The organism is Hydrogenophaga sp. (assembly GCF_050182545.1).
Taxonomy (GTDB): Bacteria; Pseudomonadota; Gammaproteobacteria; order Burkholderiales; family Burkholderiaceae_C; genus Hydrogenophaga.
Genome location: NZ_JBFXCD010000003.1, coordinates 300911 through 321967, shown reverse-complemented (window position 1 = coordinate 321967; position 21057 = coordinate 300911). Strand labels below are relative to the sequence as shown.

Annotated in this window: 21 protein-coding genes; 6 read left to right on the top strand and 15 right to left on the bottom strand. The window is 69.6% G+C overall.

Translation table 11 applies throughout. From position 1 onward, the window contains the following. Positions 1-24: 24 nt before the first annotated feature. Both AB7P10_RS05370 and AB7P10_RS05365 read left to right on the top strand, forming a co-directional pair. Complete coding sequence (locus tag AB7P10_RS05370) at positions 25-1833, top strand: methyl-accepting chemotaxis protein (protein ID WP_428292805.1); 1809 nt, start codon at positions 25-27, stop codon at positions 1831-1833. A 68-nt stretch (positions 1834-1901) separates the two neighbouring features. Further along, positions 1902-2372 (top strand): EVE domain-containing protein, encoded by a 471-nt coding sequence (locus tag AB7P10_RS05365; protein ID WP_428292804.1) that lies wholly within the window; start codon positions 1902-1904, stop codon positions 2370-2372. On the opposite strand, the gene AB7P10_RS05360 is transcribed toward AB7P10_RS05365, so the two are convergent. Genes AB7P10_RS05360 through imuA form a run of 4 tightly spaced genes read right to left on the bottom strand, consistent with a single transcriptional unit; the run spans position 2354 to position 8137 of the window. Then, a complete protein-coding gene (locus AB7P10_RS05360) occupies positions 2354-2956 on the bottom strand; it encodes a uracil-DNA glycosylase family protein (RefSeq protein ID WP_428292803.1) in 603 nt (200 codons plus the stop codon). The genes AB7P10_RS05365 and AB7P10_RS05360 overlap by 19 nt on opposite strands. Before the next feature lie 20 nt (positions 2957-2976). Next, positions 2977-6090: an error-prone DNA polymerase gene (locus AB7P10_RS05355; protein WP_428292802.1), complete on the bottom strand. Its 3114-nt coding sequence runs from the start codon at positions 6088-6090 to the stop codon at positions 2977-2979. A 9-nt stretch (positions 6091-6099) separates the two neighbouring features. Further along, positions 6100-7407, bottom strand: a complete 1308-nt coding sequence (locus AB7P10_RS05350; protein WP_428292801.1) for a Y-family DNA polymerase — start codon at positions 7405-7407, stop codon at positions 6100-6102. Next, positions 7352-8137 (bottom strand): translesion DNA synthesis-associated protein ImuA, encoded by a 786-nt coding sequence (gene imuA, locus AB7P10_RS05345; RefSeq protein WP_428292800.1) that lies wholly within the window; start codon positions 8135-8137, stop codon positions 7352-7354. Before imuA ends, AB7P10_RS05350 begins: the two co-directional genes overlap by 56 nt. Positions 8138-8316: 179 nt before the next feature. On the opposite strand from imuA, the gene AB7P10_RS05340 reads away from it, so the two are divergent. After that, positions 8317-8820: a nucleotidyltransferase family protein gene (locus AB7P10_RS05340; protein ID WP_428292799.1), complete on the top strand. Its 504-nt coding sequence runs from the start codon at positions 8317-8319 to the stop codon at positions 8818-8820. Then, positions 8813-9331: a hypothetical protein gene (locus tag AB7P10_RS05335; RefSeq protein WP_428292798.1), complete on the top strand. Its 519-nt coding sequence runs from the start codon at positions 8813-8815 to the stop codon at positions 9329-9331. The genes AB7P10_RS05340 and AB7P10_RS05335 overlap by 8 nt, the downstream gene beginning before the upstream one ends. Positions 9332-9337: 6 nt before the next feature. Here AB7P10_RS05335 and AB7P10_RS05330 read toward each other — a convergent pair whose 3' ends face one another. After that, positions 9338-10528: a PLP-dependent aminotransferase family protein gene (locus AB7P10_RS05330; protein ID WP_428292829.1), complete on the bottom strand. Its 1191-nt coding sequence runs from the start codon at positions 10526-10528 to the stop codon at positions 9338-9340. A 118-nt stretch (positions 10529-10646) separates the two neighbouring features. Continuing rightward, positions 10647-10973, bottom strand: coding sequence for a DUF2917 domain-containing protein (locus AB7P10_RS05325; RefSeq protein ID WP_428292797.1), 327 nt, complete (start codon positions 10971-10973; stop codon positions 10647-10649). Positions 10974-11056: 83 nt separating this feature from the next. On the opposite strand from AB7P10_RS05325, the gene AB7P10_RS05320 reads away from it, so the two are divergent. Together AB7P10_RS05320 and nth are read left to right on the top strand one after the other, a co-directional pair. After that, positions 11057-11998 carry a LysR substrate-binding domain-containing protein gene (locus AB7P10_RS05320; RefSeq protein ID WP_428292796.1) on the top strand — a complete coding sequence of 314 codons (942 nt, stop codon included), beginning with the start codon at positions 11057-11059 and terminating at the stop codon, positions 11996-11998. A 22-nt stretch (positions 11999-12020) separates the two neighbouring features. Next, positions 12021-12656 carry an endonuclease III gene (nth, locus tag AB7P10_RS05315; RefSeq protein ID WP_428292795.1) on the top strand — a complete coding sequence of 212 codons (636 nt, stop codon included), beginning with the start codon at positions 12021-12023 and terminating at the stop codon, positions 12654-12656. A gap of 14 nt (positions 12657-12670) precedes the next feature. Here the strand turns inward: nth and AB7P10_RS05310 are convergent, their stop codons facing one another. Genes AB7P10_RS05310 through AB7P10_RS05270 form a run of 9 tightly spaced genes read right to left on the bottom strand, consistent with a single transcriptional unit; the run spans position 12671 to position 21051 of the window. Then, positions 12671-13225 (bottom strand): histidine phosphatase family protein, encoded by a 555-nt coding sequence (locus AB7P10_RS05310; RefSeq protein ID WP_428292794.1) that lies wholly within the window; start codon positions 13223-13225, stop codon positions 12671-12673. After that, positions 13222-14037 (bottom strand): adenosylcobinamide-GDP ribazoletransferase, encoded by an 816-nt coding sequence (locus tag AB7P10_RS05305; RefSeq protein WP_428292793.1) that lies wholly within the window; start codon positions 14035-14037, stop codon positions 13222-13224. Before AB7P10_RS05305 ends, AB7P10_RS05310 begins: the two co-directional genes overlap by 4 nt. Beyond that, the gene (cobT, locus tag AB7P10_RS05300) at positions 14034-15086 is read right to left on the bottom strand and encodes a nicotinate-nucleotide--dimethylbenzimidazole phosphoribosyltransferase (RefSeq protein WP_428292792.1); all 1053 of its coding nucleotides are present in this window, start codon (positions 15084-15086) and stop codon (positions 14034-14036) included. The genes AB7P10_RS05305 and cobT overlap by 4 nt, the downstream gene beginning before the upstream one ends. Positions 15087-15088: 2 nt before the next feature. Beyond that, positions 15089-16660 carry a cobyric acid synthase gene (locus tag AB7P10_RS05295; RefSeq protein ID WP_428292791.1) on the bottom strand — a complete coding sequence of 524 codons (1572 nt, stop codon included), beginning with the start codon at positions 16658-16660 and terminating at the stop codon, positions 15089-15091. Further along, positions 16657-17667 (bottom strand): aminotransferase class I/II-fold pyridoxal phosphate-dependent enzyme, encoded by a 1011-nt coding sequence (locus tag AB7P10_RS05290; RefSeq protein ID WP_428292790.1) that lies wholly within the window; start codon positions 17665-17667, stop codon positions 16657-16659. Before AB7P10_RS05290 ends, AB7P10_RS05295 begins: the two co-directional genes overlap by 4 nt. Next, positions 17628-18605: an adenosylcobinamide-phosphate synthase CbiB gene (gene cbiB, locus AB7P10_RS05285; protein WP_428292789.1), complete on the bottom strand. Its 978-nt coding sequence runs from the start codon at positions 18603-18605 to the stop codon at positions 17628-17630. Before cbiB ends, AB7P10_RS05290 begins: the two co-directional genes overlap by 40 nt. A gap of 8 nt (positions 18606-18613) precedes the next feature. Further along, the gene (gene bioB / locus AB7P10_RS05280; protein ID WP_428292788.1) at positions 18614-19624 is read right to left on the bottom strand and encodes a biotin synthase BioB; all 1011 of its coding nucleotides are present in this window, start codon (positions 19622-19624) and stop codon (positions 18614-18616) included. Positions 19625-19649: 25 nt separating this feature from the next. Continuing rightward, entirely contained in the window at positions 19650-20279 is a 630-nt protein-coding gene (gene cobO / locus AB7P10_RS05275; RefSeq protein ID WP_428292787.1) for a cob(I)yrinic acid a,c-diamide adenosyltransferase, read from the bottom strand. A 22-nt stretch (positions 20280-20301) separates the two neighbouring features. Then, positions 20302-21051 (bottom strand): ABC transporter ATP-binding protein, encoded by a 750-nt coding sequence (locus AB7P10_RS05270; RefSeq protein ID WP_428292828.1) that lies wholly within the window; start codon positions 21049-21051, stop codon positions 20302-20304. Positions 21052-21057 lie beyond the last annotated feature (6 nt).

Genomic DNA, 21057 nt, shown 5'->3' with positions numbered 1-21057 from the left:
CGCTGCCCGTTTTCCAGAAGAACCATGAACCTCTTTCGCAACCTCTCCGTAGGCGCCAAGCTGTGGGCTGGCGTCGTCGCCATCATCGTCGCCCTGTTTGTTGTTGTGGGCACGGCCGGCTCGCGCTCGACGCAACTCAACAAGGCTTCCGAGCAGGCGCTGGGCAAACTGGCCGAGAAGACCGCCATCGCCACCGAGTGGGCCGCTCTCACCGAGCTCGCGGTCACCCGCGTGCAGGCCGCCGTGGTCAGCAGCGACCCCGCCGTGGGGGAGATGTACAAGGACGTGATTCCCGCCGGCATTGCCGCCATTTCCGAGCTGCAGAAGAAGCTCCAGGCGACCGAACTGAACGACGCGGAGCACGCGCAGCTGAACAAGATCGCCGAACTGCGCAAGACCGTGCTGGCTTCTCACGCCGTGGCGAACGACCTGAAGAAGGCTGGCGACGCTGCTGGCGCGGCCGACGAGATCCGTGCCCGCTTCAACCCCGCCGTGGTGCCCTACGTGGCCGCGCTGCGCGAGTTTGCCCGCATGCAGTCCGACATCCGCGCCCGCACCCAGCAGGATTTCGACCAGCAGCGCGCCACCAGCCTGACCATCGCCACCGCCCAGGTCGTGGCCCTGATCGCGGGCATTGCCATCGGCGCCTTCTTCCTGATCCGCAACATCCGCAACCCGCTGCGCGAAACCATGGCCTTCGCCGAGCAGATCGCCGGCGGCGACCTCACCGCGCACATCCGCAACGACCGCAAGGACGAATTCGGCGCGATGATCACGGCCCTGACCGGCATGCGCGACCGCCTGGTGAATGTGGTGGCCGACGTCAAGCGCGGCACCGAGAACATCACCGTGGCGGCGAAGGAAATCGCCACCGGCAACAACGACCTGTCGGCCCGCACCGAACAGACCGCCTCCAACCTGCAGCAGACCGCCGCGAGCATGGAGCAGATGTCGGGCGCGATCCGCCAGTCCGCCGATTCGGCCCGCGTGGCCAACCAGCTGGCCGATGTGGCCGGCCAGAGCGCACAAAAGGGCGGTGAGGTGGTCAGCCAGGTGGTGTCCACCATGGAGGACATCAACCAGTCCTCGCGCAAGATCAGCGACATCATCGGTGTGATCGACGGCATCGCCTTCCAGACCAACATCCTCGCGCTGAACGCTGCCGTGGAAGCGGCACGCGCCGGCGAACAGGGCCGCGGCTTCGCCGTCGTGGCCGGCGAGGTGCGCAACCTGGCGCAGCGCAGCGCCCAGGCCGCGAAAGAAATCAAGGTGCTGATCGGCGCCAGCGTGGACAAGGTGGCTGCGGGCACCGACCTCGTCAACCAGGCCGGCAAGACCATGGGCGAGATCGTGGAGAACGTGGTGCGCGTGCGCGACATGATCGGCGAGATCGCCAGCGCCTCGGGCGAGCAGGCCGACGGCGTGAACCAGATCAACTCGGCCGTCTCCAACCTGGACCAGCTGACGCAGCAGAACGCCGCCCTGGTCGAGGAAGGCGCCGCCGCCGCCTCCAGCATGAACGACCAGGCCGAGCGCCTGGCCGAGGTGGTGCGCGTGTTCCGCGTGGACACCAGCGCCGCCGCCCGCAGCAACATCACCGAGCTCCGCTCGTCCGACCTGCACAAGCCGGCAGCGGTCAAACCCGCCGTCTCGACAGGCGCCGCGCGCAAGGAACCCTCGCTGACCCGCCCCGCCCCCGCCGCAGCGGCCAAACCCGCGGCACCCATGGCCAGACCTGCCCCGGTCAAGCCGGCCGCATCCCCCGCCGCCGCGGCGCCCAGGCCCGTGGCCAAGGAAGTCGCCAGCGCCACGGACGATTGGGAATCCTTCTGAGAAAGTCGCCACCCGGGCGGTGATCCCCACCACCTCCCGGGGGAACTGCGTCGTCGCACAATGGCGCGATGACAACCCGATACTGGCTGATGAAATCCGAGCCCGATGAGTGCTCGATCGACGACGCGCTGGCCGCACCGAAAGCCACCGTGCCCTGGACCGGCGTGCGCAACTACCAGGCGCGCAACTTCATGCGCGACAGCATGCAGGTTGGCGACGGCGTGCTGTTCTACCACTCGAGTTGCCCCGAGCCGGGCATCGCCGGCATCGCACGGGTGGCTTCGGGCACGCGGCCCGACCCCACGCAGTTCGATGCGAAGTCGCCCTACTTCGACGCCGCCTCAAAACCCGATGCGCCGCGCTGGCTGCTGCTGGACGTGCAGGCGCTGAAGAAAACACGCCTGATCGGCCTGCCCGAGCTGCGCGCCACGCCCGAACTGGCCGACATGATCCTGCTGAAACGCGGCAACCGGTTGTCGATCACGCCGGTGAGTGAGGCGCACTGGGACTTCATCACCACTCAGTTGCTGCGAGCCTGAGGCGCGCCGGCAAGGGCCTGGGCCACGCGTTCGCGCAAGACCGGAATCAGGTCGCGTTCAAACCACGGCTGGCGCGCCAGCCAGAGATTGTTGCGTGGGCTGGGGTGAGGCAGCGGCATCACGTCCGTCTGCTGATCGCGCCACCGAAGAACGGCCTCAGCGATGGAGCCGGTTTCCCCGGGCAGGTAGTGCGCCAGCGCATGCCGGCCCACGACCAGCGTCAATCGAAGCCGGCGCAGCCTTGGCATCAGGACCGGTTGCCAGGTGCTCGCGCATTCGGGGCGCGGTGGCAGGTCGCCCGAGGAGCCCGTGCCCGGGTAGCAGAATCCCATCGGCAGGATCGCGATCTGCCTGGCGTCATAGAACACCTCGCGCGACACCCCCAGCCAGTCGCGCAGGCGCTCGCCGCTGGCGTCGTCGAACGGCACGCCCGAGGCGTGCACCTTGCGACCCGGCGCCTGTCCTGCAATGAGAATGCGCGCAGCGGGATGAAACTGCAGCACGGGGCGCGGACCCTGCGGCAGGTGAGCGGCGCACAGCGAGCAGGCCCGAACGTCTTTGAGGATGGCAGCCACCGAAGCCATGACGTCATTTTCTCCGTGTCTCAATGAAAATCCCGGCTCACCGTCGACAGGCCTTTGAGCAGCGGCGTGAGGTCTTCCAGGTGGCCGGCAATCAGGTTCGTGGCTTCGCCGTCGCGCTGCCACACGCCGCGCACCGCCAGCAGGCGTGAGTCGGCGAGCACCGCGCGCTGGCGTTCGCGGATGCGTTCCCACACGATGACCTGCACCACGCCGGTTTCGTCTTCCAGGCTCACGAACACCACGCCCGATGCGGTGCCGGGTTGCTGGCGCAGGGTGACGATGCCGCAGTGGCGCACCAGGCGGCCGTTGGGTGCGTCCTTCAGCTCTTCGGCGGTCATGAGCCGGCGCTTCCTCAGCTCATCGCGCAGCAGGGCCAGCGGGTGGCGGCGCAGTGTGAGGCCGGTGCTGGCGTAGTCCCACACGATGGCCTCGCCCTCGGGTGCGGCCGGCAGGGCCAGCGGGGCCTCGTCCACCGGTGCGTCCTTGAGCAGCGCGGGCGCCGTGCGCAGCGCGGCGGCGTCCCACACCTGCTGGCGGCGGTGGCCGCTCAGGCCCTGCAGCGCGTCGGCGGCGGCGAGCGCCTTCATCTGGGGCTGGTCCAGGCGGGCGCGGCGGGCCAGGTCTTGCGTGTTTTGAAACGGCCGCTGCGCGCGCGCGGCCACGATGCGCCCGGCGCTGTCCTTGCGAATGCCGCTGACCAGGTGCAGGCCCAGCCGCACGGCACCATCGGGTTCGAGCGTGCTGTCGTGTTCGCTGTGCAGCACATCGACCGGCCGCACTACCACACCGTGGCGTTTTGCGTCCTGCACCAGCTGGCTGGGTGTGTAGAAACCCATGGGTTGGCTGTTGAGCAGCGCGGCGAGGAATTCGGCTGGGTGGTGGCATTTGATCCAGGCGCTCACGTAGACCAGCAGGGCGAAGCTGGCGGCATGGCTTTCGGGGAAACCGTAGCTGGAGAAGCCTTTGATCTGTTCGAACACGCTTTCCGCGAAAGCCTGTTCATAGCCTTTGGCGGTCATGCCGGTGATGAGCCGGTCTCTGTATTTCTGCACATGGCCATGCCGCTTCCAGGCGGCCATGGCGCGGCGCAGTTGATCGGACTCATCGGGCGTGAAACCGGCGGCCAGCACAGCAATCTGCATGCATTGCTCCTGGAAGATGGGCACACCCATGGTGCGGCCCAGGGCTTTCTTCAAGGCCTTTCCATCGTCGGGGCCGGGGTAAGTCACGGGCATTTTCCCCTGCCGGCGATTCAGGTAAGGATGTACCGCTCCCCCCTGGATCGGTCCGGGCCGCACCAGAGCGACTTCGATCACCAGGTCGTAATACGAACGCGGCTTCAGGCGCGGCAGCATGCTCATCTGCGCGCGGCTCTCGATCTGGAACACACCCACGGTATCGGCGGCGCAGATCATGTCGTAGGTGGGACCATCGTCCTGCGTTGCGTCTTCCATCGTGAAAGTGCGGCCTTCTTTCTGGCTGATCAACGCCATGGCCTTGCGCAAGGCGGTGAGCATGCCCAGCGCGAGCACGTCCACCTTGAGCAGCCCCAAGGCGTCCAGATCGTCTTTGTCCCATTCGATCACGGTGCGGTCCTGCATGGTGGCGTTCTCGATCGGCACCAGGCGTGATAGCGGCAGTTGCGTGAGCACGAAACCACCGGTGTGCTGCGAGAGGTGGCGCGGAAAGCCCATCAGCGTCGAGGTGTGCTCCAGCAACTGGCGCACCTGGAGTCGTTCCGGGTCGAGCCCGGCTTCCCGCAGGCGCTCGGGCGCGATGCCACGGCCGTCCCACCAGCGCGACTGCCGGGCCAGGGCGTCCAGCACCCCTTCCTCGAAGCCCAGTGCCTTGCCCACGTCGCGCAAGGCGCTGCGCGGGCGGTAGCTGATGACGGCGGCGGTGAGCGCGGCGCGTTCGCGGCCGTATTTGTTGTACAGGTACTGGATGACCTCTTCGCGCCGTTCGTGCTCGAAGTCGACGTCGATGTCCGGTGGTTCGTCGCGCTCGCGTGAGATGAAGCGCTCGAACAGCAGGCCGGTGAGATCGGGATTCACTGCGGTGATGCCCAGGCAGTAGCACACCACGCTGTTGGCCGCCGAACCGCGGCCCTGGCACAAGATGTTTTGCGAGCGCGCGAAGGCGACGATGTCGTACACCGTCAGAAAGTAGTGCTCGTACCGCTTGAAGGCGATGAGTTCGAGCTCGTGTTCAATCTGCTTGGCGTTCTTGTCGCTGATGCCGTTCGGCCATTTCTGCCGGGCCCCCTCTTCGGTCAATCGGCGCAGGTGGCTTTTCGGCGTCTCTCCCTCAGGAATGACTTCGCTGGGGTACTGGTAGCGCAGCTCGTCGAGCGAGAACTGGCAGCGCGCGGCCACCGCCAGCGTCTCGGCCAGCAGCTCGGGGGGGTAGAGGCTGGCCAGCGTCGAACGCAGCCGCAACCGCTGCTCGGCATTGGGCGCCAGCGCAAAACCGCATTCGGTGAGTGGCCGGCCGATGCGCGTGGCGGTGAGCACGTCGTGCAGGGGTTTGCGCGAGCGCACGTGCATCTGCACGTCGCCCACGGCCACCAGCGGCACGGCCGTGAGCTCGCTGCTCTGGCGCAGGCGGTGCAGACGCATCTCATCGTCGAAGCGGCAGAGCTGCTCCACGCCCAGCCAGCAACGGCCCATGAAATGCTGCAGCAGCCAGCGCGCGAGGGTGTCTACCTGTTCCTGGTCACAGGTGGCGTCGGGCACCGCGATCACCACGCAATCGGCCAGGGCCTCGGCATCGATGTCGCCCAGCATCAGGCGGTAGCTGCCCTTCTTCGCCGAAGCCCGGCGCAGGCGCGTGATGAACTCACACAGATTGCCGTAACCGTTGAGGTTGCAGGCCAGCACGACCAGGGTGAAGGGCGCGTCGCAGTGCACCTGGAACTGGCTGCCGATCAGCAGCTTGAGTGCATGCTTCTTCGCGGCCACGTGGGCGCGCACCACCCCGGCGAGCGAACACTCGTCCGCCACCGCCAGCGCGTGATAGCCCAGCGCCGCCGCACGCTCGACCAGTTCCTCGGGGTGGCTGACGCCGCGCAGGAAGCTGAAGTTGGACAGGCTCCGCAGCTCGGCGTAGTCGGGCAGGACGGCCACCGTGCTCATGCGGCTCTTTCAGGCAAAGTGCCCATGCAGGAACCAGGCAGGTGATCCGTCCAGCCGGGTCTGAAAAATCCACAGCACGCCGGCCTGCGCGGACAGGGCCACCCAGTAGTCCCGCACCACGTTGTGCGTGCGGTCCTCACCGTCCACGCGGTCCCACCAGCCACCTTCCACACGCTGCGGCCCCAGCAGCAGCATCAGGCGGCCGTGGTAGACCGGGTGGTCACCCTGCACCCGCAGGCGCAGCGGCACTGGCAGCAGGAAGCCGGGCTGGGGCAGGTCGGTGCCGGCAGCACCCTTGCGCGGCAGCGGCAGCGCGGCCGGCTGCCAGTGGCACATCCATTCGGGGCGGTGGTCTTCGCACAGCACCGGGCGCAGCACGCGCTGCGGCCCCAGCCGCGCAGACAGCCGCTCCAGCACCAGGCCGAGCTGCTCGCCCTGGCGCCGGGTGTCGGGCAGGAACGAGGCGCTCACGTCATGCAGTGGCTGCACCTCGGTCGCCACCAGCACCAGGTCGCCCACGGGCGCGAGCAGTTGCACCCGTGCCAGGTGCTCGGCCAGCAGGCGGCTGAGGTGTTCGATGTCGCGTGTGGGCCCGGCCGTGCGGATGGTGATCTCACCGCCCTCGCCCGCCGCGCGCGCGCGCATCGCGTCGTGCGCCCAGCGCAGCGTGAAGGCGGTGACGCCCGCGCGCCGCGCCGCCAGCCAGCCGCCGAGCACGAGCAACAGGCGCCGCGCACCGAACACCAGGGCCGGCGCCTGCTCCACGCGCGCCATGAGCTCGAGCCGTTCCTCGAAAACCTCCGGCAACGCCACCCAGTCGTGCACCTCGGGCGCGGCCCCGTACACCTGATCGAGCGCCTGCAGCAGCCGCGCATCGAAACGCCGGGCGATGCCGCCGCGCGGCAGCGCGCGCACGTCGCCCAGTGTGCGGCAGCCGATGTGTTCGAGCGTGAGCCGGTGCGGGTGCACGGCGCTCAGTGTGTCCATCGGCAGGGTGTCGAGCAGTTCGTCGAGCGGGCGCCTGAAACCGTTCCCGATGCCGGCGCGCGCCAGCGCCAGCGCGGCCAGGCCGTTGGGTGCCCAGGCGAGTCGCGCCACGCCGAGTTCACGGCCTTCGCCCTGCACGCGCTCGCGCAGGGCACGCCGGCCACCAAACAGGCGCACGCTGGCCCCCACCTCCATCAGCACGGCCTCGTCGGCCAGGGCCACGCGCGGCGTGAACTGCAGGGCCCAGGTGGCCAGCGCGCGCTGCGGCGCGGGCTCAGTGAACGGTGCTGTGCCGGCGCTCGGGCTGGGCAACAGGGCGGACCACAACATGGTCGATCTCTTCGCGGAAAAACCACCGGCTGGGCTGGCCCAGCCGGGGCGGGAGAACGGCGGCCAGCGCACCGGGCACCGAGGCCAGGTGCAGGGTGTCGTCCAGCGGCGGGCCCTTGCGCTTGGCGATGCGCACCCGCAGCGCCCAGTCCAGGCCCACGGCGGCCTGCACGCGCAGCGGCGCGGCCGACGACTCGCGCAGGGCGCGGCTGGGCCGGCACACGAACACCGGCGCCTCAAAGCCGGCCGCGAGCACCTGCAAGCGGCGAATCTGGGCCGCCCGAGCCTGCGGCAGCCAGGCCACGAGTGCGCCACATGCCTGGGCCTTGATGAGCTGCTCGGCCGACCACAGGCGTTCGGCCGGTGTGTCGGCCTGCACCCAGACCAGTGATCGCGCGTCGATGCCTTCGAAACGCAGGCCCGGCAGGTGCGGCGGCAGCGGCGGGCCGACCACCACCACCGGCTGGCCGGCGGCACAGACACGGCGCAGCGCCGGCGCCAGCAGGCGCCATTCCAGCGTGCCGCTGTGCGGCGTGAGGATTTCGGTCAAGCCATGGCCGGGCCAGCCGCCGCCGGGCAACTGCGCGTCCAGCGCGGCAAAGCCGCTGGGCCACACGGCCGAGACCGGTGCGCCGAGCTGGTCAGCCCGCCACAGCGCGGCGGCCACGGCGGACGGCAGGCCACCCGCAGGCGGGCGTGACGGGGGCAAAGGCGTGGGGGTGTTGTACATGACAGGAAACCAGGAAACGATCAAGATACTGTATCTATGTACAGTATATGAAAGTCACCTTCCTGTCAGGATGAAAAATATTGTGGGGGTCTATCTTTTTATACAATGCGGCCATGGTGCCGACCCGAACAGATCCCCACGCCCCCCCCGCTCCCGGAGGTGCGCGTGTTCCAGCGCGCATGCTCTCGCCAGCCGAGTACGCCAAGGCCCACGGTATCAGCGCCGAACGCGTACGGCAGTTGTGCCGCGCAGGCCGAATCCAGGGCGCAACACAACAGACCCTGGGGCCGATGACGATGTGGCTCATTCCATCGGACGTGGCCGATCCCAGGCTGCCCAGGGGCCGGCCTGCCAAACCCAGGCTCTCGCTCTACCAACCGGATGCGGATGCGCAACGCCAAGCCAGGATGCGTCTGCGTCTGGGCAGGCAAGAGGCGCGCGCGATCATCGCGGCCATGAAGAGAAAGGGCGTGAAGGTCCAGTTGTTCGGCTCGATGAAAACGGGACAGGCCACGCCACATTCCGACATCGATCTGCTGATCACCGACCCCGGGCCACTGGGGGTGATGCGCGCGATCTCCGAAACGCTGGCCGAGCGTCTCACCCTGCCACTGGACGTGGTGGCCGAAGAAACCATCGGGCGCGATGCCTTCGCCCGCATTCAGGAAAGCCTGCATGCTTAAACGGGATTTCGACGCCGAAATGGCCAAGCTCGAAAAGGAACTCGGCGAGTTCGAGCAGTGGGAAGCGAACAACCCGGACGCTGGAGACTGGGCGTACGTGAAACTGGCGGGCGCCACGGTCAACAGCGTCTACACCGGCATGGAGACCATTCTGGAGGCGGTGCTCAAGCGAACGGACCCACCCATGGAACAGGATGCGGCCTATCACGCCAGGTTGATCAAGACCGCAGCAACGGCCACGCCGACACGCGACCCCCTGATCAGCGAGGAACTGCGCGAACTTCTGGATGACCTGCGGGGCTTTCGCCATGTGGGCAGACGGCGCTACGGCAGCGAGATCGACCCGGACCGTGCCAGACCCGTGCTGGGCAACGCAAGGAAAGCCGCACCGCTGTTTCGCAGGGAAATGACCCTGGCCATCTCGGCGCTGGAAGAGGCCCTGGCCATTGCCGAGGCGCAACGGCTGGAGGCCAGGAAGGCCGAGCGCCACGCCAAGAAGCGCTCCGGCTGACGCTCCTCACACCGCCTGCCCCAGCCGCCCCACCCCTTCCTCGATCTTCTCCAGCCCCACGGTGGCGAAGGACAGGCGCAGGGTCGCCATGTCGGGGTGGCTGGCGAAGAACGGCGCACCCGGCACGAAGGCCACGCCTTTTTCGATCGCGCGTTTCGCCAGTTCACCGCCGTCGTTCACCTTGCCGCCCGCGCCGGTAAGGCGCGCCCACACGAACAGGCCGCCCTGTGGTTGCACGAAGTCGATGGCGTCGCCGAGCTCGCGGCGCAAGGCATTGCCCATGGTGGCGGCGCGTTCGGCATAGACCTTGCGCACCCGCGCCAGCGTGGCGGGCATGCGGCCGGCCTTGAGGTACTGCGCGGCGGTGGCCTGCGCGAAGGTGCTGGTGTGCGCGTCGCTGAACTGCTTGCACATGGTGGCCTTGGCCAGCAAGTCGGCCGGGCCCACCATCCAGCCCACGCGCAGGCCGGGGCTGAGCACCTTGCTCAGCGAGCCGCAGTGCACCAGGCGCTCGCGGCTGCCGGGCACGGTGGCGCTGAGCGCGAGCAGGCTGGGCGGCGGCGCGGCGCCGAAGTACAGGTCGCCATACGGGTCATCTTCCACCACCAGCGTGTCGTGCTTCACCGCCATCTGCAGCACGGCCTTGCGCCGCTCCAGGCTGAGCATGGCGCCGCTGGGGTTGCCAAAGGTGGGGATGAGGTAGACGAACTTGGGCTTGTGCTCGGCAATCAGCTGTTCCAGCACATCGGTCTTCACGCCGTCGCCGTCCACCGGCGCGCTGATGAGCTCGGCACCGTAGAGGCGGAAGCACTGGATGGTGGCGAGAAAGGTCGGGCCTTCGACGATGACCTTGTCGCCGGGCGATATCAGCGTCTTGCCCAGCAGGTCCAGCGCCTGCTGGCTGCCGGTGGTGACGATGAGCTCGTTCGCGGCCACGTCCTTCGCGCCCTTGCTGGTCATGAAAGCCGCGAGCTGCTCGCGCAGCGGCTGGTAGCCCTCGGTGGCGCCGTACTGCAGCGCGCCGCCGGCTTCCTCGGTCAGCGCCGCGTTCACCGCTTCGCGGATGCCTTCCACGTCGAACATGGCGCTGTCCGGAAAGCCGCCGGCAAAACTGATGATGCCGGGCTTGCCCAGCAGCTTGAAGAGTTCGCGGATGGCGGAGGTTTCGACGTTGTTGAGGCGCTCGGCGAAAGGGATGGCAAAGGTCATGGCAGCGGTTTCCGTGAAATCGTGATGAACAACGACCGCCATTCTCGCGCACCGGCCGGGCAGGCCGGGCAGCCCGGGCGCCTCGCTCAGGCGCCGCAGTGCCCGGTCACGCGGCGACCGGCGTCGCACCACCTCGCGCGCCACTGCCGCGCAAACGCTGCGGCCACCAGCGCCAGCGTGGCGCTGGCGTGCGCCGCGTGCACACCACCGGCTCCAGCCGCAGCACCGAAGATTCCAGCGCGTAGGCGATCGCGCGTTGCTGCGGCCGCGTGGTGAAGTGCTCGCCAGGGTTCAGCACCACGTCGCGCTGTTCGTGGTCCAGCGTGATCCAGACGCTGCCTTCGCGGCAGACCAGGCGCAGCGCGCCCTGGGGGATGGACTGCATGGCCTTGTGGGGCATGTTGATGTCGACAGTCAAGGTATCGGTTTTCATGGAACTTTCCTTTCGCATCAGATATGCGCATGAATGTACGCAACCTCCCTATACTGCACAAACGTTGTTTTCGAATGCTTCGCATGCCATTCAAGAATGTGAAAACCGTGGCCCAGCCGATCCCGCGCTCGCAGATGCTGCGGCTGGACCTGCTGCCCTGCTTCGACGCGGCGGCACGCACGCTGAGCTTCACCCTGGCCGCGCAGGAACTCAAACTCACGCAGTCGGCCGTGAGCCGGCAGATCCAGCTGCTCGAAGACAGCCTGGGCACGGCCCTGTTCGAGCGCGGACACCGATCGCTCACCCTGACCGAAGCCGGCGAGGTCATGCAGCGCGCCACACGCGATGCGCTGGAGCGCCTGCGCGACGCCTCGGCGCGCGTGCGCCCCGGCCCGCGCCTGCGCCAGGTCGCGATGACCTGCACGCAAGGCTTTGCCTCGCTCTGGCTCATCCCCCGGCTCGCACGCTTTGCGGCCAACCACCCGCAAGTGGATGTGCGCATCTCCGCCACCATGGACATCATGGATCTGGAGCGCCATCGGCTTGATGTCGCGGTGCGCTTCGTGCCGTCCAGCGTCGGGCGCGGAAAAGCGCTGTTCGAGGAAACCGTGCAACCGCTATGCGCCCCCGCACTGCTGCGCGACAAGGCGGCCCCGTTGCGCCAGCCCGCCGACCTCGCCCATCACACGCTGCTGACCGTGGAGAAGCCCGCGGGCTTCTCGCTCACCTCGGACTGGGACCCCTGGTTCCAGGTGATGGGGCTGCAGGACATGCGCATGAAGAACACCGTGCATTTCAGCCAGTACGCCGACGCGGTGGCCGCCGCCGTGGCGGGGCAAGGCGTGGTGATCGGCCGGTTGCCGCTGCTGCAGTCGCTGGTGAACGAGAAGAAGCTGGTCGCGCCATTCCGCAGCGGAGCGGCGACACGCCGGGGCTATTACGTCGAGGTGGCAGACCACGCGCATGGCAACCCCGACGCGCTGGACTTCGCGAACTGGCTGCGTGCGGAGGCCGAAAGCGCGTGAGCGCATGGGACAATCCGCGCCCATGACGCCCGCCCAGATCGAAGCCTTCTTCGCCACCCTCAAGGCCGCCAACCCCAGCCCTCAGACCGAGCTGGAATACACCAGCGTGTTCGAGCTGCTCACCGCCGTGCTTCTTTCGGCGCAGGCGACCGACGTGGGCGTGAACAAGGCCACGCGCAAGCTGTTCCCGGTGGCGAACACGCCGCAGGCCATCCTCGACCTGGGCCTCGAAGGGCTGGAGGGCTACATCAAGGCCATCGGCCTGTACCGCAGCAAGGCGAAACACCTGATGCAGACCTGCCGCATGCTGGTGGAACGGCACGGCGGCGAGGTGCCCGGCACGCGCGAAGCGCTCGAAGCCCTGCCCGGCGTGGGCCGCAAGACCGCCAACGTGGTGCTCAACGTGGCCTTCGGCGAACCCACCATGGCGGTGGACACCCACATCTTCCGCGTGAGCAATCGCACCGGCCTGGCACCGGGCAAGAACCCTCTGGCGGTGGAGCTGCAGCTGATGAAGCGCGTGCCACCCCCCTACGCGGTGGACTCGCACCACTGGCTGATCCTGCACGGGCGCTATGTGTGCCAGGCGCGCAAGCCGCTGTGCCCGAAGTGCACGGTGTCGGCGTATTGCGACTTCAGGGACAAGACCGTCGCCTGAGTGCACGCAGGCGCTCAGATCGCCACCGTCACCCACCCGCCCGGCCCGGGCGCGTCCTTCGGCCACTCCGCCGCCTCGCGGATGTGCACACCGCCACTGGCCACGATGTGCTGCACCGCGCGGATCACACCGGCGTGCGTCACCCACACCACGTCGGTGCTCTTCGCGGGACGCAGGTCGCCCAGCGCGGCGGCCACGCGGTAGAGCAGCATCTGCGTGCTCTCGACGCCACCGAATCGGTGGTGCGCGAAATCGGCCATCCACTCGTCGAAAGCGCTGCGCGGCACCGCGTCCCAGCGCTGCATTTCCCAGGCGCCGAAATCCATTTCGTTCAGGCGTGTGTCCACGCGCGCAGCGCCCAGCTCGGGGCGTTCGGCCTGCAAGGCGCCCGCCATCTGCTGCGCGCGCAGCAGGCCCGAGACCCACACCGGCGTGCCTGGTGGCGGCAGCGGGGCGAAGGCCTTCGCGGCCTCGCGCGTGAGGGTGGCGTCTGCCGGCACGTCGCTGGCGCCGTAGCACAGGCCTGCGGGCAACATCACGGGCGCATGGCGCAGCAGCCAGAGTTTCATGGCACACCCATCGGCAGAAACAAGGCCAGGCCCAGGTAGAACAGCAGCTCGCTCACCTGCTGCGTGGCGCCCAGTCCGTCGCCGGTGAAGCCCTGCAGCCGGCGCCGCAGCAGGCGCCACATCCAGGCCAGGCCGATCAGCGTGCCCAGCACGGCCTGCGCCCACGGCGCATCGGGCAGCAACCAGACCACCAGCGCCATGGCCAGTGCCCACCACAGCAGGCCCGCGGCCAGGCCGGCGTTGCCGATGCTCTCGGCCAGTGGCTTGCTTTTGGACTGCGGCGTGTCCCCCACGTGCGGCAGCGTGCGGATGATGAGCAGCGGCGTGGTGCGCGAGCTGACATGCGCTGCGAACAGCGCCATCACCGCGAGCCACGCGCTCGTTTGCGCCAGCAGCGCGAGCAGCGCCACCTTGGCCAGGATCGCGAGCACCAGCGCGATCGCGCCAAAGCTGCCGATGCGCGAGTCCTTCATGATCTCCAGCGCGCGTCCGCGCTCGGCGCTGCCACCCAGCCCGTCGGCCAGGTCGGCCAGGCCGTCTTCGTGAAAGGCGCCGGTGAGCAGCACGCCGAACACCGTGCTGGCGATGGCCGCCACCCAGGCCGCGGCGGGCACCGGCGGCATGAGCTGCAACAAGCCCCAGAACACCACCGCCGTGAGCCCGCCCACGACCCAGCCGACGCCCGGAAAATGCGCCGCGCTCGCGCGCAGCATGGCCGGGCTGAAGCCCACCCAGGCGGCCAGACGGCCCGTCACCGGAATGCGGGTGAAGAACTGCAGGGCCAGCAGGAAGTGTCGAAAAAACCGGGTCATGTGCGCGCGGGTGCGACCTCGTCGCTGCGCGACACACCGGCCGCTTCAAAGCTCGCCATTTCGCGCAGCAACGCGCACGCACTGACCAGCAGCGGCCAGGCCAGCGCCGCGCCGGAGCCTTCGCCCAGGCGCAGACCGAGGTCCAGCAGCGGCTCGGCCTTGAGGTGCGCAAGCATCAGCGCGTGGCCGCGCTCACCGGAGCGGTGGGCGAACACACAACGCTGCAGCACGTGGGGCTGCAGGCGACAGGCCACCAGCACGGCCGAGGTGGCGATGAAGCCGTCGACCACGATGACGCGCCGCTCGGCCGCAGCCTGCAGCACCGCGCCCACCAGCGTGGCGATCTCGAAACCACCGAAGGCCGCGAGCGCGTCCAGCGGCGCCATCGCACGGGCGTGGCGCGCCAGCACCTCGCGCAGGATGTCGATCTTGCGCCGCACCGCATCGGCGTCGAGCCCGGTGCCGGCACCGGTGACCTCGGCCACGTCCAGCCCGGCCAGGCGCGCGAGCAACATCGACGCGGCCGAGGTGTTGCCGATACCCATCTCGCCCAGCAGCAGCGCGTTGCCCGGCAAGCCGCGCACCACGTCGCGACCGTTGGCCATGGCCTGCGCGCACTGCGCCGCGCTCATGGCCGGGCCTTCGAGCGCGTCGGCCGTGCCGTGCGCGACCTTGCGGATGAGCAGGCCTTCGCGCTCGGCGAAGTCGTGGTTCACGCCGCAGTCCACCACCGTGAGCCCGATGCCGTGCTGGCGCGCGAGCACACTCACCGCCGCGCCACCGGCCAGGAAGTTTTCCACCATCTGCCAGGTCACGTCGCTCGGGTAGGCCGAGACACCGCGCGCGGCCAGCCCGTGGTCGGCGGCGCACACCAGCATCTGCGGCGCCTGCAGCTCGGGCTGTGCGACACCGAGGATGAGGCCGATGCGTTGCGCCAGCCCTTCGAGCCGGCCGAGCGAGCCCAGCGGCTTGGTCTTGTTGTCCAGCGCGCGCTGCAGGTGCAGGGCAAGGTCGGGCTGGGTGATATCGGGGATCTCGGGGATGTTCATGTTCAGGGGGCGATGAGTTGATCGAGCACGCCCGGCTCGAAGTGGGTTTCAATGAAATCGGCGAGGCCGTCGAACACCGTCTCCAGCGTGGGGGCGGTGGCGCCGAAGAGTGCGCGCAGCGCGCGCGGGTCTTCGAACAGGCCGTGCAGGTAGACGCCAAGCACGTTGCCCTGCGCGTTCTGCCAGCCCAGGCCGTCGGGCAGCGCCGGGTGCGCCACGTCGCCGCCCGCGGCCATGGCCGGGTGCTGCGCGGTCTGGCCGTGGTGAATTTCGTAGCCGGCGACGGCCACGCCCGAGAGCGCCGCCCAGGCACCGTGCAGCGCACCGAACGTGGTGTGCGTGTGGCGCACGGTTTTCTGCCGGTCGAACTGCGTCACCAGCGGCAGCAGGCCCAGGCCGGGTGCGTTCCCATCGATGCCATGCGTGTCGATCAGCGCCTCGCCCAGCATCTGCAGCCCGCCGCACACGCCCAGCACCGCCCCGCCCTGCGCGGCGTGCGCCGCGATCGCGCGGTCCAGCCCCTGCATGCGCGACCACGCCAGGTCCGCCGCCGTGGCCTTGCTGCCGGGCAGCACGATCCAGTCCGCTCCCATGCAGTCGGCGGGCGCTCGCGCCCACACCAGGCGCACGCCGGGCACGTTTTTCAGGGGCTGGAATTCGTCCAGGTTGCTGATGCGCGGCCAGGCGATGACGGCCACCGTCTTGCTCACCGCACCCGACGCGCGCGTGCGGTCGTCGAACACACCGTCTTCCTCGGGCAGGCCGTGTTGCCACCACATCGGCAAGGTGGCCACCGTGGGCACGCCGGTGAGATCCTGCAGCATCTGCGGCGCGGGCGCGAGCAAGTTGGCATCGCCCCGGAACCGGTTGAGCACGAAACCGTGGATCAGCGCGCGTTCCTCGGGCGGCAGCAGCGCCCAGGTGCCGTAGAGGTGGGCAAAGGCGCCGCCGCGGTCGATGTCGGTCACCAGCAGGCAGCGCGCGTTGGCGTGCAGGGCCACGCGCATGTTGACGATGTCGCTGGCGTGCAGGTTGATCTCGGCCGGCGAGCCCGCACCCTCGATCACCACCACGTCGTTCTCGGCGCGCAGGGCGTCGAGCGCGGCAGCGATCTGCGGCCACACCTGCAGGCTGCGGCCGCGCCAGGGCATGGCCGAGAGCGCTTCGCTCACCTGCCCCATCAGCACCACCTGGCTGCGGGTGTCGGCCTCGGGCTTGAGCAGCAGCGGGTTCATGCGCACCTCGGGTTCGGCGCGCGCCGCCAGTGCCTGAAAGTACTGCGCAGAACCGATCTCCGCTCCCACGCTCCACCGCTGGAGCGGGTCGCTGCCCCCCAAGGGGGCTGTTTCGCCCTGGGATGGCCCGGCGGCGAAACGATCTTCGGCCGCCAGACCCTTCACCACCCGGGCGTTGTTGCTCATGTTCTGCGCCTTGAACGGCGCCACCTTCAGGCCTTGCCGCGCGTAGTGCCGGCACAGCGCGGTGGTCAGCCAGCTCTTGCCGGCCCCGCTGGTGGTGCCCAGCACCATCACGCAGCGCGCACTCGCCTGGGAACGGCCCGGGGCGGCGCTCATGCCACGGCCTCCCCGCAGGTCCGCAACGCGTCGAGCAAGGCCGCCTGTGCCTCGGGCGGCTGCGCGCTCAGCCGGTAGTGCCCCGGCAGGCCGAAGCCCGTGGTGTCGCGCAGCTTGATGCCGGCCGCACGCAGCGCCGCCACGTCCAGCGCGCGGGGCGGCGCGGCGCAAAAGAACGGCGCGTCGCTGGGCAGCACGCGCCAGCCGGCGTCCGTGAGGCCGGCACACAGTCCGGCCTTCCAGGCACGCAGGGTGTCCAGGCTCTGCGCCAGCCACGCCTGCGCGGTGGGCGACACCCAGGCATCGAGCATTGCCACGGCGTGTGCGCCCAACGGCCACGAGGGTGCCAGCCGATCCAGTTCGCGTGCCTCGGCCTCGGCGCCCTCGGGGGCGACGGCATAGGCGCCGCGCAGCCCCGTCAGGCCCAGAGCCTTGTTGGGCGTCCACAGTTGCCACACGCGGTTCAGCGCCTGGGGCTCCAGGCTGCAGCGCCCGCCCAGACGCAAGGGCTCGTAGGCGCGGTCGAACACGACCTGCGCGCCCGAGGCGACGACCTGGCGCGCGAAGGCTTCGGCCTCGCCCAGCGGGCTGGACGGCTCGCACAGCCAGGCGAGGTGGGCGCGCGCCGCATCGTGCACGCGCTCGAACCGCCAGGCCTGCGCGGCGTGGGCGTAGTCGCCATAAGCCAGCGCGGGCAACCAGATGCGCTGGCCGCCTTCGCGCGCCACCCAGGCAGTGAAACGGCCAATGAATTCGCTGGCGCTGCCGGCCAGCACGATGCGCGCGGCGTCCACCGCGTGAAAGGCCGCGAGCGATTCGCGCAGGGCCGTGTACGCAGGGTCGGGGTAGTGGCGCGCGTCGACCTGCTGCACGGCCTTGAGGGCGCTCGGGCAAGGGCCGACGGCGTTGGCGTTGGTGGAGAAATCCCAGGCGGGCACACCCTGGGCGTCGGGGCCGCCGTGCGCGATCACCGCCATGGCACCGTCCCCCAGGCCAGCAACATCCACAGCAGCGCGCCGACGGTCAGCGCCTGCACGACCCGCCCGGCGAGCTGCAAGGCCAGTGCGGTGTCGGCCGCCTGCGGGTTTCGACCTGTACCGTGCAGTTCGTAGACACCCGGTTTGGCCAGCCGCACGTCCAGCGCCAGCGCCATGGCCGCCATGGGCCAGCCGCTGTTGGGCGACGGCGTGCGCCGCGCCTGCGCGGGCAGGCTGCCCAGGCCGCGCACCGCGCCCAGCACACCCAGCAGGGCGCCGGTGATGCGGGCGGGCAACCACGAAAGCGCATCGTCCGCGCGTGCCGCCCACTTGCCGGCCCAGGTCCAGTCGCGCCCGCCCCGCTCGCCCCGATAACCCCACATGGCATCGGCCGTGTTGGCGAAGCGATACAGCGCGGCCCCGGGCAGGCCGGCGACGGCGAACCAGAACAGCGGCGCCACCACGGAATCACTGAGGTTCTCGGCCAGCGATTCGATGGCGCTCTCGCGCACCTGCGCGGCATCGAGCGTGTCCACGTCACGGCTGACCAGCATGGCCAGGCGCGCGCGGCCGGCGGGCAGCGAATCGCCCAGTGCGCCTTCGACGGCGCGCACTTCGTCGCGCAGCATGCGCCAGGCCAGCAGGGGCTTGAGCAGCGCACCCATGGCCAGGGCCTGGAGCCACCACGGCCAGCCCGCCATGGCCCACACCAGCCCCAGCGCGACCAGCACCACCAGCGCCGCGCCCAGGCACCACGCCAGCGCGCCTGACACGAAGGCGCTTGCACGGCTCGCATGGGGGGACGGCATGGTGGGCGCCACGCGCCTTCCCATGAACGACAGGCCGTGCCCCATCCACACCACCGGGTGCCAGCGCGCGGGCGGTTCGCCCAGCGCGCGGTCCAGCGCCAGCGCGACCAGCACCGCAAGCGGTGCCACCAGGCCGTGGGACGCCACCAGTTCGGGCATGCCCATGTTCAGGCGCGGCGCGGGCGCAGGCCCAGCTTCGCGAGCATGTTCATGTCCGCCGCCACGTCGGGGTTGCCGGTGGTGAGCAGCTTCTCGCCGTAGAAGATGGAATTGGCGCCGGCCAGGAAGCACAGGGCCTGCACCGCTTCGCTCATCTGCTGGCGCCCGGCCGACAGGCGCACGCGGGCGCGCGGCATGGTGATGCGCGCCACCGCAATGGTGCGCACGAATTCGAGCGGGTCCAGGTCGGGCTGATCGGCCAGCGGCGTGCCCTGCACCTTCACGAGGTGGTTGATCGGCACCGACTCGGGGTAGTCGGGCGCGAGGTTGGCGAGCTGGGCCACCAGGCCGGCGCGCTGGCGGCGCGATTCGCCCATGCCCACAATGCCGCCGCAGCACACCTTCACGCCCGCGCCGCGCACGCGCTCCAGCGTGTCCAGCCGGTCCTGGTAGTCGCGCGTGGTGATCACTTCGCCGTAGAAGTCGGGCGCGCTGTCGAGGTTGTGGTTGTAGTAGTCGAGGCCTGCGTCGCGCAGGGCTTCGGCGTGGCCCTCCGCGAGCATGCCCAGCGTGGCGCAGGCCTCCAGGCCCTCGGCCTTCACCGTGCGCACGAGTTCGGCCACGGCGTCGACGTCGCGGTCCTTGGGCGCGCGCCAGGCCGCCCCCATGCAGAAGCGCGTGGCGCCGGCCTGCTTCGCGCGCTGCGCGGCCTCGCGCACCGCGTCCACGCCCATGAGCTTGCCGGCCGTGAGCCCCGTGTCGAAGTGCACCGATTGCGGGCAGTAGCCGCAGTCCTCGGGGCAACCACCGGTCTTCACCGACAGCAGCGTGGCCAGTTCGACTTCGGTCGGATCGTGGTGCTCGCGGTGCACGGTCTGGGCCCGGTGCATCAGGTCGGCGAACGGCAGGTCGAACAGCGCGGCAACGTCGTCGACGGACCAACGTTCGGCGGTGGCTGCGGTGGCGACGGGGCGCGGCACGAGGCGCACGGGGTGTTGATTCAGGGTCGTGGTGGTCATGGTTCTTGTGTCTCCGCAGGCAGGTTCAGTCTTCGATGCCGCGCTGGGCGGGAATGCCCGCCTTGAACGCGTGTTTCACCAGGGTCATCTCGGTCACCGTGTCCGCCAGCTCGATGATCTCGGGTGGGCAGCGCCGCCCGGTGATCACCACATGCACATCGCGCGGGCGTTCGCGCAGCGTCTGCAGCACCTCGTCGAGCGGCAACCAGCCGTAGATGAGCGGGTAGGTCAGCTCGTCGAGCGTGACCATGAAGTATTCACCACCCAGGATGGCGGCGCGCGCCTTCTGCCAGCCATCGCGCGCGAGCTGCGCGGAGTGCTCCAGGTCCTGGCTCTTCCAGCTGAAGCCGTCGCCCAGTCCTTCAATCAATGGCCCCCACGCTCCGCCGCCTTGGGAGTGGCCTGGCGGCGGGCCGGTTTCGGCGAGCATTTCGAACACCCGATGTTCCCCGAAACGCGCCGAGGGCACCTTCATGAACTGATAGATCTTCACCCGCTTGCCGTGCACGTGCGTGCGGCCGAAGGCGCGCAGCGCCAGGCCGAAGGCGGCCGTGCTCTTGCCCTTGCCGTCTCCGGTGTGCACGATGAGCAGCCCCCGGCGCTCGCCTTCGGGTTTCTCGTAGCGTTTTTCGGTGGGCGGGGATTCGATCTGCATGGCGGGCTCCTGTCATCAAGCTTCATTGGGGCAGCGCCACCCACTGGTCGCCCAGCGGGTGGATCGCGACGCGGTGGCCAAAGACCTCTTCGAGCGCCCGGTGGGTGCGCGGATCGCCACAGCCGCCGTGGTGGCGCACGCGCCCGCCCGCCACCACCACCAGTTCGTCGGCGTGCAAGGCCATGCCGATTTCGTGCAGCACGCTCACGACTGTCTTGCCTTGCGCGACCAGCTCGCGCACCAGCAGCAGCCAGTCGGCCTGGTGTGGCGGGTCCAGGTTGGCCAGGGGTTCATCCATCAGCAGCACATCGGCATCCACCGCGAGCAGGCGCGCCAGCAGCACGCGCTGGCGCTCGCCGCCGGAGAGTGCGCCCAGCGCGCGTTCGCGCCAGTCCCAGGCCTGGGTGGCGCGCAGCGCCAGTTCGACCGCCACACGGTCCGCGGGTGACGGTGCGGCCAGCCAGGGCTGGTGCGGCAGGCGCCCGAGCATGGCCACGTCCCATACGCTGAGGTCGTCCGCGCCCTGCTCACCCTGCCCGAGCCAGGCCAGACAACGGGCGCGCTCACGACCACGCCACTGCGCGAGCGGTCGGTCGAGCAACTGCACCTGCCCGCTGTGCGGCAACAAGCCGGCCAGGGCCTTGAGCAGGGTCGACTTGCCCGCGCCATTGGGACCGACGACGCTGGTCCAGCGCCGTGCCGGCAGGCTCACGTCGATGCCGTGCAGCACCTCGACACCACCCAGCGCCACGCCCAGGCCCCGGGCCTGCATCGCGGC